At 74.2% G+C, this 14,348-nt stretch carries 14 protein-coding genes; 8 read left to right on the forward strand and 6 right to left on the reverse strand.

What is annotated here, in order from left to right:
• Window positions 1–195: 195 nt before the first annotated feature.
• The 5 genes from FHU30_RS38100 (at window position 196) to FHU30_RS38120 (ending at window position 5,087) form a co-directional block, all read left to right on the forward strand.
• Window positions 196–735, forward strand: coding sequence for an NEW3 domain-containing protein (locus FHU30_RS38100; RefSeq protein WP_253882429.1), 540 nt, complete (start codon window positions 196–198; stop codon window positions 733–735).
• 129 nt (window positions 736–864) lie between these two features.
• Window positions 865–2,271, forward strand: coding sequence for an aldehyde dehydrogenase family protein (locus FHU30_RS38105; protein ID WP_253882430.1), 1,407 nt, complete (start codon window positions 865–867; stop codon window positions 2,269–2,271).
• Window positions 2,272–2,440: 169 nt separating this feature from the next.
• On the forward strand, window positions 2,441–3,190 hold the full coding sequence (locus FHU30_RS38110; RefSeq protein ID WP_253882431.1) for a hypothetical protein: 750 nt from the start codon (window positions 2,441–2,443) through the stop codon (window positions 3,188–3,190).
• A gap of 119 nt (window positions 3,191–3,309) precedes the next feature.
• Complete coding sequence (locus FHU30_RS38115) at window positions 3,310–3,900, forward strand: RNA polymerase sigma factor (protein WP_253882432.1); 591 nt, start codon at window positions 3,310–3,312, stop codon at window positions 3,898–3,900.
• Window positions 3,900–5,087: a hypothetical protein gene (locus tag FHU30_RS38120; protein WP_253882433.1), complete on the forward strand. Its 1,188-nt coding sequence runs from the start codon at window positions 3,900–3,902 to the stop codon at window positions 5,085–5,087. The genes FHU30_RS38115 and FHU30_RS38120 overlap by 1 nt, the downstream gene beginning before the upstream one ends.
• Before the next feature lie 48 nt (window positions 5,088–5,135).
• Here the strand turns inward: FHU30_RS38120 and FHU30_RS38125 are convergent, their stop codons facing one another.
• Together FHU30_RS38125 and FHU30_RS38130 are read right to left on the reverse strand one after the other, a co-directional pair.
• Window positions 5,136–6,011 carry an LLM class flavin-dependent oxidoreductase gene (locus FHU30_RS38125; RefSeq protein WP_253882435.1) on the reverse strand — a complete coding sequence of 292 codons (876 nt, stop codon included), beginning with the start codon at window positions 6,009–6,011 and terminating at the stop codon, window positions 5,136–5,138.
• A gap of 119 nt (window positions 6,012–6,130) precedes the next feature.
• The gene (locus FHU30_RS38130) at window positions 6,131–7,354 is read right to left on the reverse strand and encodes an RsbRD N-terminal domain-containing protein (protein WP_253882436.1); all 1,224 of its coding nucleotides are present in this window, start codon (window positions 7,352–7,354) and stop codon (window positions 6,131–6,133) included.
• A 115-nt stretch (window positions 7,355–7,469) separates the two neighbouring features.
• Between FHU30_RS38130 and FHU30_RS38135 the strand changes: the two genes are divergently transcribed.
• Window positions 7,470–8,270, forward strand: a complete 801-nt coding sequence (locus tag FHU30_RS38135; RefSeq protein WP_253882438.1) for a class II aldolase/adducin family protein — start codon at window positions 7,470–7,472, stop codon at window positions 8,268–8,270.
• A 64-nt stretch (window positions 8,271–8,334) separates the two neighbouring features.
• On the opposite strand, the gene FHU30_RS38140 is transcribed toward FHU30_RS38135, so the two are convergent.
• Complete coding sequence (locus FHU30_RS38140; RefSeq protein WP_253882440.1) at window positions 8,335–8,811, reverse strand: MarR family winged helix-turn-helix transcriptional regulator; 477 nt, start codon at window positions 8,809–8,811, stop codon at window positions 8,335–8,337.
• A gap of 63 nt (window positions 8,812–8,874) precedes the next feature.
• On the opposite strand from FHU30_RS38140, the gene FHU30_RS38145 reads away from it, so the two are divergent.
• Complete coding sequence (locus tag FHU30_RS38145; RefSeq protein ID WP_253882441.1) at window positions 8,875–9,276, forward strand: VOC family protein; 402 nt, start codon at window positions 8,875–8,877, stop codon at window positions 9,274–9,276.
• 13 nt (window positions 9,277–9,289) lie between these two features.
• On the opposite strand, the gene FHU30_RS47415 is transcribed toward FHU30_RS38145, so the two are convergent.
• Window positions 9,290–9,874, reverse strand: a complete 585-nt coding sequence (locus FHU30_RS47415) for a cupin domain-containing protein (RefSeq protein ID WP_253882442.1) — start codon at window positions 9,872–9,874, stop codon at window positions 9,290–9,292.
• Between the two features lie 180 nt (window positions 9,875–10,054).
• On the opposite strand from FHU30_RS47415, the gene FHU30_RS38155 reads away from it, so the two are divergent.
• Entirely contained in the window at window positions 10,055–11,077 is a 1,023-nt protein-coding gene (locus FHU30_RS38155; RefSeq protein WP_253882443.1) for a hypothetical protein, read from the forward strand.
• A gap of 46 nt (window positions 11,078–11,123) precedes the next feature.
• Here the strand turns inward: FHU30_RS38155 and FHU30_RS38160 are convergent, their stop codons facing one another.
• Together FHU30_RS38160 and FHU30_RS38165 are read right to left on the reverse strand one after the other, a co-directional pair.
• A complete protein-coding gene (locus tag FHU30_RS38160; RefSeq protein WP_253882444.1) occupies window positions 11,124–12,572 on the reverse strand; it encodes an ATP-binding protein in 1,449 nt (482 codons plus the stop codon).
• Window positions 12,569–14,215, reverse strand: a complete 1,647-nt coding sequence (locus FHU30_RS38165; protein ID WP_253882445.1) for an NAD(P)/FAD-dependent oxidoreductase — start codon at window positions 14,213–14,215, stop codon at window positions 12,569–12,571. The genes FHU30_RS38160 and FHU30_RS38165 overlap by 4 nt, the downstream gene beginning before the upstream one ends.
• Window positions 14,216–14,348: the final 133 nt, after the last annotated feature.

A 14,348-nucleotide genomic window follows, 5' to 3' on the forward strand; every position in this document is an offset into this window, starting at 1 on the left:
GCCCACCCGCGCTGCCGGAACCGGCCAGTCTCCTGCCGACTCCGGCCACGTTCCGACTGGTCCGGGCACGTCCCGCAGGCCCGGCGTCGCTTCGGGTAGCCGCGCGACACGACGCGCCGGTGGCGGCCCGGTCGGTGCCCGGACGGTCCGGGAGGACTAGCGTGCCGTGCGAATTCACGCACGAAGGGTCACCAAATGAACACACACCGTTTCGCCGCGCTCGCGCTCACCGCCCTCACGTTCGGAGCCCTGGCCCCGGCCGCCGCCAACGCCGAACCGGCGGCCGCGCCACGCCCGGCCCTGCTGCAAAGTGCCCACATCGCGGGCGCGCCGCGCAGTGTCTACCCGGCGGATCTCGGGCTCGCCGGGCACGCCGACCACCGCCGTCCGATCCCCGGCGAGGTGCAACACCTCCGCTGGACGGTCCGCAACTACGGCAGCCGCCCGGTGAGCGGGATCGAGCTCGACGCGCGCGTCCCGGCCGGTTGGAAGGTGCGCGACGACGCCGGCTGCACGAGCCCTGCGGCCGGACGCCTGCACTGCACGCTCGGCCCGCTCGCGCCCGGCCAGGAGGAATCCGTCCGGTTCGACCTCACCGTCCCGCGCCACCCGGCCTTCGGCACCGAGCGCTACGCCGCCGCCACCCGCTTCACCGTGGACGGCGCCCGCTACGACGGGCCGTCCGCCCGGATGCGCGCCCAGGTCGTCCCGCACCGGTTCGCCAGGCGGCACTGAGTTCGCCGGGCGGTAACGACTTCACCCGGCGGCACAGAGTTCATCAGGCGGCACTGAGCCGGGGTGGTGGCGCGGCGCCCGCGGGTGAATACTGAACGTCGTTCGGTAGGCGCCGAGGTGGGAGGTTCCATGGCCGGGTACACGATGACGGTCGGCGGCGAGGCGGCCCAGACGTCCGCGACGTTCGGGGTGGTCGATCCGTCCACCGGGGAGGTGGCCGAGCGGGCGCCCGACGCGAGCCGGGACCAGCTCGACGCGGCCTTCGCCGCTGCCGCCGCGGCCTACGGGCCCTGGCGCGCGGACGAGAAGGCGCGCCGCGAGGCGCTGCGCGCGGCGGCCGACGTGCTGTTCGCGCGGTCCGCCGAGATCGGCGCGGTGATCACGCTGGAGCAGGGCAAGCCGCTGCAGGACGCGACGATGGAGGCGGTCGGCGCCGGGGTCTGGCTGAAGTACTTCGCCGACCTGGAGCTGCCGCGCGAGGTCATCCAGGACGACGACGCGGCGTTCGTCGAGGTCGTGCGCCGCCCGCTGGGCGTCGTCGCGGCGATCACGCCGTGGAACTTCCCGCTGCTGCTGGCCGCGTGGAAGCTCGGCCCGGCGCTGCTGGCGGGCAACACCGTCGTGCTCAAGCCGTCCCCGTACACGCCGCTGTCGAGCCTGCTGCTCGGCGAGGCGCTGCGGGACGTGCTGCCGCCCGGCGTGCTGAACGTGGTGAGCGGCGGCGACGACCTGGGCGCGTGGATGACGTCCCACCCCGTCCCGCGGAAGATCAGCTTCACCGGGTCGGTCGCGACCGGCAAGCGCGTCGCCGCGGCCGCCGCGCCCGACCTCAAGCGCGTGACGCTGGAGCTGGGCGGCAACGACCCGGCGATCCTGCTGGACGACGTGGACCCGGCGGCCGTCGCCGACAAGCTGTTCGGCGCCGCGTTCATGAACAACGGCCAGGTCTGCTCGGCGGTCAAGCGCGTCTACGCGCCCGAGGCGATCTACGACGACGTGGTGGAGGCGCTGGCCGCGCGGGCGCGCGAGGCGAAGGTCGGCGCGGGCACCGACGAGGGCGTGCAGTTCGGTCCGATCAACAACCGGCCGCAGTTCGAGCGGGTGTCGGAGCTGGTCGCCGACGCGCTCGCGGGCGGCGCGAAGGCGGCGGCGGGCGGGCGTCCGCTGGACCGTCCCGGCTACTTCTTCGAGCCGACGATCCTCGCGGGCGCCCAGGACGGCACCCGGATCGTCGACGAGGAGCAGTTCGGCCCCGCGCTGCCGGTCGTCGCCTACCGCGACCTGGACGAGGCGATCGCGCGCGCCAACGGTACGCACTTCGGCCTGTCCGGATCGGTCTGGGGCGGCGACGCCGACCGCGCGGCCGAGATCGCCGGACGGCTCGAATGCGGCACGTCCTGGGTCAACACCCACCTCGCGCTCGCCCCGCACCAGCCGTTCGGCGGGTTCAAGTGGAGCGGCGTCGGCGTCGAGAACGGCCCGTGGGGGCTGCACGGCTTCACCGAGCTGCAGGTCGTCCACCGCGCCAAGGGCTGACCCGCCGCGCCAAGGGGTGACCCGCCGGGCGCGGTTCCCGCCCCGTCCCGCACGGGGCGGGAACCGAGTCCGGAAAGTGACGCGGCCGCTACTGGCGGCGTGCGGCCGAGATGGGATCATGTGCGGCGAGGCGGCGGGAGCACGCCAGACCCGACTGTGGAGGGCCCGGATGAGCACGTGGGACGTGATGCGCCAGGACGACATCGGCAACGAGTTCCGGGTGGCGGGCTTCGACTCGCGCATCTCGGCGCTCGCCCGCGTCCTGGTGCTGGAGAGCGGCGTCCCGCACAAGCAGCACTACTGGGTCGGCGGCCCGGACGAGCCGATGCTGCGCACCAACCGCGAGCTGTACCTGCACTTCCTGCAACTCGGGCAGGAGGCGCGGTCGGCGTCGTGGTCGCTGTCGGCGTTCCTGCGCGCGCTGTGGAAGGTGAGCACCCCCCTGCGGGACCGTTCCGACCTGGAGCCGGACGACGTCGCCGCGATGTTCACCGCCGCCGCGCTCACCGCGCCGCCGCCGTTCGACCCCGCCTGGCGCAGCAAGGACCTGGCCCTGTCCGGCGACGAGCCGGCCGACCACGCCGACTGGGAGCGCGTCCTGCTGTCCCAGCTCGCCGACCTTGAGGACTTCGCCGACCAGCCGCCCGGCCAGGGCGCCCGCTTCGGCGTGGACGCGCCGCGCCCGCCCGGCTCCGGCCGCCGCGCCACCCCGGCCCGCTGGTACAACTTCGACCCGGCCACCTACCTGGAGTGCGCGGTCGCGGGCAGCGTCGGCGGCTGGGACGCCGCCGACGGCGCGCGCGTCCCGCTGGCCGGCGCGTCCGCCGACGCCCCGGCGCGCTCCTACGTCCGCGACATCACCGCCATGTCCTGGGCGGACCTCGCCCGCATCGCGGTCTGCGGCCAGATGTACCAATAACCCTCGCCACCAGGCAGAACACCGGCGCCCGGCGTCCGGTGGCCTGCCCGCGCGCCCGGATGCGAAGAAACCCGGGAGATCGGCCAACAACAGGGTGACCGTGACCTGAAGGGACGCCGATGACAGCACCTCCCGAGGCGGGCGAAGTGGTCGGAGACGCCGGACTCGTCGCCTCGTCCGTGCACGAGCCCGAGGGCTTCGCGCTGGTGTACGACCGCTACTTCGACGACATCCACCGCTACCTGGCGGCGCGGCTCGGCCGCGAGACCGCCGACGACCTCGCGGCCGAGACGTTCCTCATCGCCTTCCGCCGCCGCGCCGACTTCGACCCGTCGCGCGGCTCGTCCGTCCGGCCGTGGCTGTACGGGATCGCCACCAACCTGGTGTCGCACCACCGCCGCACCGAGCAGCGGCGGCTGAAGGCGATGAGCCGGATGGACGCGGAGTACGCCATCGACGGCCACGAAGAGCGGGTGACCGCGCGCGTCGCCGCCGAGACGCTGCGCCCGGACCTGGTGAAGGCCATGCGCGCGCTCTCACCGGGCGAGCGGGACGTCGTATTCCTTTCCGCACTGGGCGGCCTCGGCTACGAGGACATCGCCCAAGCGCTCGGGATCCCGACCGGCACCGTCGGATCCCGCCTCAACCGCGCCCGCGCCCGACTCCGCCGCGCGCTGGGCGACCAGACCCTGCGCTCCGAGGAGGCCTGATGGACGAGATGACGCTGATCGAGCAGGTCTTCGCCGAGCCGAAGCCCGACGCCGAGGTCGCCGCAGCCGGCCGCGCGCGCCTCCTGGAGGCGGCCGGAGCCGCCGAGCCGCCCCCGCTCCGCCGGCCGGGGACGCGCGCACTGCGCCGGCCGGGGACGCGCGCACTGCGCCGGCCGGGGACGCGCGCACTTCGGATGCGGGGGGCCGGGCTACTGCCCGTCGCGGCAGCGGGTACCGCAGTGGCGCTCACGGCAGGCGCGCTGGCCATGGTGACAGGCGACGGCTCGGGACGCGCGCCGGTCCCGCCCGAGTTCCAGGCCCGGCGCGTCCTGCTCGCCGCGGCCACCAAGTCCGCGGCGGCCTCGGCGAAGGGGCGCTACTACACGTTCGCGACCGAGCGCGGCCGGACGGAGACGATCGGGCGGCCGGACCACCGCTTCAAGGTCATGCGGCGGAGCGTCTCGCAGGACTGGTACGCCCTGGCGCCCGGCGGCACCGGCTGGTCGACCTGGCAGGACGTCGGCGCCCGTCCCCTGACCCCGGCGGACGACGCGGCATGGCGTGCCGCGGGCAGCCCGGCACAGGTGCCGGTCTGCTCCACTCCCAGTCGGGGGCCCCGCCCGGGCCGCATCGGGGGCCCGGAGGCCGACGGGCCCAAGAAGCCCGACGTGTGCGAACTGATCAGCATGCGGCCGGTGCCCGGTCGCGGCTGGCCGATGGTCAGCGAACCCGGCGCGTGGCGGCAGGCTCCGCGGGGGCTGGACATTCCGAGGCTGTCCCACGACCCGGCGACTCTGCGCGGGCAACTGCTGGCCTGGACCCGCGCGGACGGGCTCATGGGTCCGGTGGAGGGCGACTCCGCCCAGCTCTGGGCGGCGGCCATGTACATCATCGCCTCGTCGATCGGGCCGGTGCCGGCCGGGCTGCGGGCCGCGACCTACCGCGTGCTCGCCGATCTGCCGGACGTCCGCTCGCTCGGCACCGTCACCGACCGGAGGGGACGGCGCGGCGAGGCCCTCACCCGCATCGGAAGGGAGAGCGAGGGAGTCGGCCCGGGCACCAACCGGCTCGTGATCGACCCGAGGACCGGAGCCCCGCTGGAAAGCAGCAGCACCGGCAAGGACTCCGAGGACTACGACCTGATCCTCACGTGCGGGTACACCGACGAGGCCCCGCCCTCCAGGTGAGAACGGCCCCCGGCCCGGCCCGGCGCGTCCGGGCCGGGGCACGCGCGTTCAGGACGTGTGGTCGGTGGCGATGGTCTCGAAGGTCTTCATGTCGGCGTCCCAGTCGGAGTCGGGGCGCGGCCAGTGCAGGACGATGTCGGTGATGCCGAGTTCGGCGTAGCGGCCGGACAGGTCGGCGTAGGACTCGGACGAGTCGAGCCACGGCTCGTCGGTGAAGCCGGTCAGCAGCAGGCGGCGCTGCGCGGCCGGGTCGCGGCCCTCGGACTCGCACGCTTCGTCCAGCTGGCCGAGCTGGATGCGGACCAGCTCGTACGGGTCGTCCGACTGCGGGCCGTTGGCGGTGGTGACCCAGCCCTCGCCGTAGCGGGCGGCCAGGCGCATGCCGCGCGGGCCGCCGCCCGCGATGAAGAACGGGACGCGCGGGCGCTGGACGCAGCCGTCGCCGACGCGGAACTCCTGCGCGCTGTAGTACTCGCCGTCGTAGCTGGTCTCGGGGCCGCGCAGCGCGAGGTCGAGCAGCTCCACCCACTCGGCGAGGCGGCCGGCGCGCTCGCCCGGCGTCCAGTCGGGGCCGCCCAGAAGGCCGCCGTCGGAGGTACGGGACGTGCCGCCCGCGCCGATCCCGGCGGTGTAGCGGCCGCCGCTGATGTCGTCGATGGTGCGGATCGCGTGCGCGGTCGGGACGGGGTGCCGGAAGTTCGGCGAGGTCACCAGCGTGCCGAGCCAGACGCGCGAGGTGACCGCGGCGGCCGCGGCGAGCGTGGTGTAGCCGTCGTACCAGGGCGTGTGGCCCCGCCAGGCCGTGTGGTCGTAGACCCAGGCGGTGTCGAAGCCGAGCTCCTCCGCGCGCCGGAACAGCTCGCCGGTCTCCGGCCAGGACTGGATCGGCCACATCACGGTGCCGAGCCGCGGTGCGTTCGCCACGTCGCTCCCCCCTTGTCACGATCGCCGCCGGTGCGTCCCGGCGTGCCGCCCCATCCCATCATCCGCCACCGACACTCCGGGCACCGGCCGGTCAGCGGCGGGCGGTCAGCGGCGGGCGGTCAGCGGCGCAGCCAGGTGCGCAGGGCCCACCACCAGTGCGCGGTGTGCGCGACCGACTCGGCGGTCAGCGGACGGCCGGTGAGTTCGCGCAGGCGGCGCAGCCGGTACTTCACGGTGTTGCCGTGGACGTGCAGGGCGGCGGCGGTCGGTTCGATGCGGGAGCCGTGGTCCAGGTAGGCGAGGGCGGTCTCGGCGAGTTCGCGGTGGAACGGGTCGCGGGGGTCGAGGGCTTGTAGCAGGCCATCGGCGAGCAGGCGGCCGAGGTCGGGCTCGCCGTCGGTGGCGGTCAGCAGGGCCAGGTCGTCCAGGCGCCGGAGACCGGTGAGCCCGGCGCGCGTCCCTGCCGCGAGGGCGCGCCGCGCCAGCGCGTACATCGGCGCCACCTCCGCGGGACGCCGCGCCGGCGCGGCCACCATCAGCGGCACCTCCGCACCCGGGTGGGAGGCCGGGGCGGGCGATTCGCGCGGGCGCGCACCGAGGGCAGACGGCTCGGATCGGCGCGCACCGAGGGTGGACGGTTCGGGCGGGCGAGAAGCGAGGGCTGAGGGGGCGGGGAGGCGGGCGACGAGGGCTACCATCCGGCCGTCCACCAGCGCGGACAGGCCGGGCCCCGCCTCGGTAAGCGCGCGCTCCAGCCGGGAAGCCACGGACGGGTCGCTCACATCGGAGACGACGCAGTGGTAGGCGGTCGACGGGTCGAGCGGTGCCGGACGCGGCGTGTGCTCGCCGTGCAGGACGCGGCGCAGCAGCTGGGCGTGGCCCTCGCGGGTGGTCCGGGCCATCTCCAGCTCGGCGGTGCGGTGCGCATGCACCATCCGGTGGACCAGGGCGGTCGTCACGCCGTCGATCGCGGTCAGGCCGTCCAGCAGGACGCCGTCCGGGACGCCTTGGCGGCGGCCCTCCCCGGTCAGGCGGCGCACGAGGTATTCGCGGCCGGCCTGGAAGCCGTCCAGCAGCGCGGCGACCGGGACGCCCTGCCGGGCGCGGTCGGAGCCGAGCCGTCCGGCGGCGTCCAGCGCGGCCGGGTCGGCCTCGCCGGTGCCGGTGGCCAGGCTGGCCAGCACGCCCTCGATCAGCGCCCGGACGTGCCGCCGGACCTCCGCCTCGGGCAGCTCGCCGACCTGGGCGGAGCGGGCGCGGGCGGCGGCGACGGTCGCGTCCAGCAGGGACGGGTCGGACGCGCCGTCCAGCAGCAGCCGCAGGTAGCGGTCGGGTTCCTCCACCCCTTCATTGTCCGCTACGGACAACGGGGTCCGCCCGCATTGGGCCCGGCCGGGCTAGGCGAGCGGGGTAAGGGTGCGCTTTGGTGGGGGTGTAGCCAACCCCGAGGAGTCGCCGATGTCGGCCGAGGAAGAGTTCCTGGACAAGATGCTGCCGGCGAAGGACCTGATCTTCCGCCTGCCGGAGACGTTCGCGACGGTCGAGGAGGAGCGGCGGCACCGCAAGGAGCGGCTCACCGCGGCGCTGCGGATCTTCGGCAAGTTCGGCTTCGAGGAGGGCGTGGCCGGGCACATCACCGCCCGCGACCCGGAGCTGACCGACCACTTCTGGGTCAACCCGTTCGGGATGTCGTTCAAGCACATCAAGGTCAGCGACCTGATCCTGGTGAACCACACCGGCCAGGTCGTCGAGGGCCGCTACCCGGTGAACGAGGCCGCGTTCGCGATCCACTCGCAGGTCCACCAGGCCCGCCCGGGTGTCGTGGCCGCCGCGCACAGCCACTCCACCTACGGCCGCGCGATCTCGGCGCTCGGCCAGAAGCTGGAGCCGATCACCCAGGACGTGTGCGCGTTCTACGAGGACCACGGGCTGTTCGACGACTACACCGGCGTCGTCACCGACGTCGAGGAGGGCAAGCGGATCGCCGCGGCCCTCGGCGACCACAAGGCCGTGATCCTGCGCAACCACGGCCTGCTGACGGTCGGCGACTCGGTGGACGCAGCCGCCTGGTGGTTCATCACCATGGAGCGCTCCTGCCAGGTGCAGCTGCTCGCCAAGGCCGCCGGGCAGGTCGTCCACATCAGCAAGGAGAACGCCGAGCTCACGCACCAGCAGCTCGGCAACGACCTGGTCGCCTGGATCAACTACCAGCCGCTGTACGACCAGATCACCCGCGAGCAGCCCGACCTGTTCGACTGACGGGCGTTCCGGTCCGTCTGGGGCCCGGTTCCGGTGGGCGCGCCACCGGAACCGGGCCCTGTTGTCATTGCGGCTCGCTGGGGGCGGCCACGTCCTCCTGGTGGTCCAGGACGCGGCGGAGCATGCCGGTGAAGGCCGCGCGCTCGGACGGGTCGAGCGGCGCGAGCAGGTCGGCGTCCAGGTCGGCGGCGCGGGCGGCCACGGCGTCCAGTTCCGCGAGGCCCTCGGGGGTGAGGGCGATGATGTAGCGGCGGCGGTCGGACGGGTCGCGGTCGCGGCGCAGCAGGCCGCGCTCCTCCAGGACGCCGACGACGTCCACCAGGTCGCTGGGGTCGATGCCGAGGCGCGCGCCGAGGTCGCGCTGCGAGGGCGGGCCCGCCGAGTCGTCCAGCGCGGACAACACGGCGAAGTGCCAGAGGCCGAGGCCGTGGCCGTCCATCATGCGGGCCATCCGGGCTCGGCCGAGTCGTCCAGCGCGGGCCAGGACGTAGGTGGTGACGTCCAGCATCCGGGGCGGGGTACGGCGCGCGGGTCGGTCCATGTCCCTATAGTAGGGGCCAGTCAATCATTGGCTATGACCAACGATTAGGAACCGAGGACCGCCATGGACCTGCTCTACCCCCGCCTGCTGGTGGACGACTTCGACGCCTGCGCCCGCTTCTACACCGCCGCCCTGCGCGAGCTGCTCGGCGTCGAGCCGGTGAAGGTGATCCCCGAGGCCCGCTACGCCAACTGGGACCTCAACGGCGAGGCCGTCCTGTCGCTGTTCGGGCGCGCGGCCATCGCCGCCGTCGCCGGAACCTCCGGCCAACCCGCCACCTCCGGCCAGGACCGCTCGATGCTGGTGTTCAAGGTGGACGACGTGGACGCCGCCACCGCCGCGCTGGAGGCCCTCGGCGCGCCGGTCGTCGCGGCTCCGGCGGACCGTCCCGAGTGGGGTCCGGGGCTGCGCTCGGCGCACCTGCGCGACCCCGACGGCAACCTGCTGGAACTCCAGTCCTACTGACCGGCCGGGCCCGTCAGCCCTGCGGCGCGTCCGGGCGGTCGATGCCGGCCCACAGGCTGGGCAGGTTGACGACGATGCCCTCCTGGGTGCTGCGGGCGATCACCACGACCGCCTCCTCGTCCGCGGACGGGTTCTCCTCGCGGTGCGGGACGTACGGCGGGACGAAGATGTAGTCGCCCGGCGCGGTCTCGACCCGCACCTCGCGGTCGCCCTCGGCGAAGACGAACACGGGATGCCCGGACACGATGTAGATCGCGGTCTCGGCCTCGCCGTGGTGGTGGTCGCCCGAGCTGGTCGCCGGGCCGACGTGCGTGCGGCCCATCCACAACCGCTCGGAGCCGACCGTCCGGCCGGAGATCGCCTCCAGCCGCCGCATGCCCGAGGTCTGCGCGGTGTCGCCGGTCAGCGCGTCACCGCGCACGTGCTCGATCCGCCCGGACCCCGACCACGCACCGGACCCCGACCGCGCGCCAGACCCGGACGGCGCACCGGTCCCCGACCGCGCGCCGGGCCCGGACGGCGCGTCCGGCCCGTCCGCTATCCGGCCGTGCCAGGCCGCCGTACCGGACTCCTGCCGCGTCTGCTCCGGGTCGCTCACGGTTCGATTCTGCCACCGGCGGGACGCGGCGGCAGGACGGCCGGTCCCTGCGGTCACTCTTGCGCCGCCTTACCTCCGGAATACCTTCCGTTGACCCCATCCAGACCCTACACTCCGCATTGTCGGCATGTGATGACGCTCCGTATGCGATTGCGCGGGCTTCCGGGAGGATGAGGACGCGTGAACGAACCGGCCCGGGAGGCGGCGGACCAGCTGGTCAGGCTCACCCGGCTCGTGCTGCGGTCCGGGGGCCCGCCCGCCCTCGTCCCGCCGGACGAACCGGACGCCGGGACCCGCACGCTGCGGCACAACCGCGCCACGCTCACCGCACGCGAGACGCAGGTCTTCGGGCGGATCGTGGCGGGCCGCTGCAACGCGCTGCTGGCCGAGCTGCTCGACCTGCCCGAACGCGCGATGGAGCAGCACCTCGCGGCGCTCCTCGCCGAGTTCGAGCTCCCCGAGACCCCGCCCCGCCCGACCGCTCCCGCGCCGCCGCCGGGACGCGGCCGGATCGCGGCGCTCCTGCTCGTCCCGGTCACCGGAACCGTGCTGATCGGCGGGGCCGCCGCCGCGTTCGCGCTGCAATCCCCCGACCCGCAGTCCCTGCGGACGGCCTCTGCACGATCGCCCCGCGACCGGGCCGCCGCCAGGTCATCGCGCGACCGGGCCACTGAGCGCCAGGCGGCCGATCGGGGCGCGGGGCGCCGGCCACTCGATCGGACCGGCGCGCATCCACCGCGTGGCGGCGCCGACCGTGCAGCCACCGTGGACCAGGTCGCGGACGCCGCCCGGCCGACGGTTCCGGTGCCGCGGCCCGCGCCGTCGCCCTCGCGCCAGCGGGTCCGGTTACCGGCGGGGACGGCGACCGCGACGTCCTTCTGGGACCAGGCGACCGCGCGCGGCGCCCGCATGTCCTACCGGACGGTCGCCAGCCCGTACTGGCCGCTCGGCACCCGCGTCCGGATCGCCTACCACGGGCACACCGTGACGGGCCTGGTGGAGGATTTCGGTCCGGCCGCCTGGGCGATCGCGCAGCACGACATCCCGGCCATCATCGACCTGTCCGAGGAGATGATGGCCGAGCTGACCGGACGCCGCGTGCACGCCGTCCACGTCCGGTTCGAGGTGCTGAGCTGGGGCCACGGCGACGTCTACCGCGACTCCGGTCCCGGCTACGCCCTGGCCTTCGGGCACGGCGGCTGAAACGCGAGAACGCGCCCCCGCGAGCAGGGGCGCGTTCCGGTGTCCGTTACTCCTCGTCGTTGCCGACGTCGGAGCCTTCGGGCGGGGTCGGCGCGACGAGCGGCAGGCGCACCTGGAAGCGCGTGTCGCCCGGACGCGAGGTGACCTGGATGTCGCCGCCGTGCCGGGAAACCACGATCCGCCACGAGATGTCCAGGCCGAGGCCGGTGCCTCGGCCGACCGCCTTGGTGGTGAAGAACGGCGTGAAGATCCGGTCGAGGTTCTCCTCCGGGATGCCCGAACCGGTGTCGCCGATCTCGACCACGGCCTGGTCGTCCTCGCGGAACGTCCGGATGCTGAGGGTGCCCGAGCCGTCCATCGCGTCCAGCGCGTTGACGATCAGGTTCGTCCACACCTGGTTCAGCTCGGCCGCGTAGACCGGGACGTCCGGCAGGTCGGAGGCGTAGTCGGTGCGCACCCGCACGTCCACCGGGATCTTGCGCTTGAGCATGGTGAGCGTGCTGTCGAGCAGCGTGCGCAGGTCCACGCTCTGGTAGGGCGCGCGGTCCAGCTGGGAGTACTGCCGGGCCGAGTCGAGCAGGCCGGTGATCCTCGTGGTCGCCTCGGAGATCTCCGACTGGAGCTGCGCGACCTCGATGGTCTCGGTCAGCCAGTGCATCGCGACGCCGAGCCGGTCGCCCGCGATCTCGGCGACGCGGTCCGCGACGTCCACCCCGATCCCGGCGGCGACCAGCGACGGCGCCAGGTCCCAGGCGTCGCCGACGCCGTGCTCCTCCAGCCAGTCGCCCAGCTCGTCCTCGGCGTCGCTGACCGCGATCGGGTCCAGCGCGGGCTGCCGGTCGCCGCCGAGCAGCCGGTCGTGCAGCGCCACCAGCCGGGCGATGTGCTCGCAGTCCACGCCGTCCGACGCCAGCTCGACCAGCCGCTTCTGCGCGCCGATCAGCCGGTCGCCCAGCTCGGACGCGGCGCGCGCCGCCGCGGCGGCCGGGTTGTTCAGCTCGTGCGTCAGCCCGGCGGTGATGGTGCCGAGCGCGGTCAGCCGCTCCCGCTGGTCCACCAGCCGCCGGACGTTGTTCATGCCGAAGAACACGCCCTCCAGCAGGTGCGTGGCCATCGGGAACCAGGACCGGACGGCCTTGCCGAACTTGCGCGCGGGCAGCTCGAACATCCGCGACGGCCGCAGCGCGCGCAGCGTGTGCGCGTACTTCTGCTCGATCCGCTCGCCGATATAGGCCTGCACCGCGCCGCCGTACACGCCCGGCGTGTCGGACCGGGTCGTCTCCACGGCGTGGTCGCGGACCTGGTGGCTCATCGCGACCTGCCCGTCCAGCAGGACGTAGAAGAACTCGGCCGGGTCGCCCTGCGCGCAGATCACCTCGCCCTCGGCGTAGGTGCGCTCGCAGCCGTAGGCCGCGAGCCACTCCAGCTTCTCGTCGTCCAGGTCCTCGAACAGGAACAGCCGGCGCAGCTCGGCCGGCTCGACGGCGGTGCTCATGCCTGCTCCAGGTAGCGGTGGACGAGGGCGACGGCCATCGCGCCGTCCCCGACGGCCGACGCGACGCGCTTGATCGAGCCGGACCGGACGTCGCCGGCCGCGAACACGCCCGGCATGCTGGTCTCCAGATGGTACGGCTGCCGGTTCGGCTCCCAGTCGGCCGGGTGCCGCCCGTCGACGACCAGGTCCGGGCCGGTGAGGACGAAGCCGTGCTCGTCGCGCTCGACCACGCCGTCCAGCCAGCCGGTGCCGGGCTCGGCGCCGATGAACACGAACAGCCAGTGCGCGTGGACGGTCCGCTCGCCGTCCGGGCCGCTCAGCACCAGCCGTTCGAGCCGGTCCTCGCCGCGGCCCTCGGTGACGGCGGTGCCCGCGTGCACCTCGATGTTGCCGATCTCGGCGATCTGCTCGATCAGGTAGTGCGACATCGACCGCTCCAGGTTCTCGCCCCGGATCAGGATGTGCACCCTCTTGGCGACCTTGGACAGGTTCACCGCCGCCTGCCCGGCGGAGTTCGCGCCGCCGACGATGTACACCTCGTCGCCCTGGCAGCCGGGCGTCTCGGCCATCGCGGCGCCGTAGTAGACGCCGCGTCCGACCAGGTCGTCCAGGCCGGGCGCGTCCAGCCTGCGGTAGGCGACGCCGGTGGCGAGGATGACGGCGTGCGCGGCGATGGTCGAGCCGTCCGCCTGGGTGACGACCCGGGCGCGGCCGTGCGCCTGGATCCCGGTGACCTCGCCGGTGGTGATCAGCTCGGCGCCGAACCGCTCGGCCTGCCGCCGCGCGCGGTCGGCCAGCTGCGCGCCCGACACCCCGTCCGGGAAGCCGAGGTAGTTCTCGATCCGGGAGCTCTGCCCCGCCTGCCCGCCGGACGCGTGCCGCTCGATGAGCACGGTGTTCAGCCCCTCGGACGCCCCGTAGACCGCGGCGCCCAGCCCGGCCGGTCCGCCGCCGACCACGACCAGGTCGTAGAACTCCGCGCCCGGCGAGGTGGAAAGGCCCACCACGGCGGCCAGCTCGGCATCGGTGGGCGCGCTGAGCTGCGTGCCCTCGGCCGTCACCACCAGCGGCAGCTCGGGATCGCCCGCGGCCTTGAGCAGCTCGGTGGCCTCGGGCGCGGTGTCCAGCAGCCACGTGTAGGGCACCTGGTTGCGGGCCAGGAAGTCGCGCACCTCGTAGGACCGCGCCGACCAGCGGTGTCCCACGACGCGCAGCTCGCCCGGGCGCCGCCGGTCCGTCCGCCGCCACGCCTCCAGCTGCGCGTCGATCACCGGGTAGAACTTCTCCTCCGGCGGGTCCCACGGCTTGAGCAGGTAGTGGTCGAGGTCCACGACGTTGATCGCGCGGATCGCCGCGTCGGTGTCGGCGTAGGCGGTGAGCAGCACCCGCCGCGCGAACGGGTACAGGTCCATCGCCTGTTCGAGGAACTCCACCCCCGTCATCTCCGGCATCCGGTGGTCGGCGACGAGCACCGCCGTGTCGTCGCCGCGCAGCTTCAGCTCCCGCAACGCCGACAGCGCCTGCGGCCCCGACTCCGCGCGCAGCACCCGGTACGACTCGGCGTACCGGCGCCGCAGGTCCCGCGCCACGGCCCGGGACACGCCCGGATCGTCGTCGACGGTCACGATCACTGGTTTGACCACGCTCGATTCCCTCCGCTTCACCCCGTACCCGCCCCAAGCGTACGGCCCCCGTCATCTCCTTTTCCGCGCCCACTCCCCGCCGCCGAGCCCTCACCTCACGTGCCCGCTTCCCACCGCCGACCGCTCGGAGGAC

Origin of the sequence: Actinomadura rupiterrae (genome assembly GCF_024172125.1) — a bacterium.
Taxonomy (GTDB): domain Bacteria; phylum Actinomycetota; class Actinomycetes; order Streptosporangiales; family Streptosporangiaceae; genus Spirillospora; species Spirillospora rupiterrae.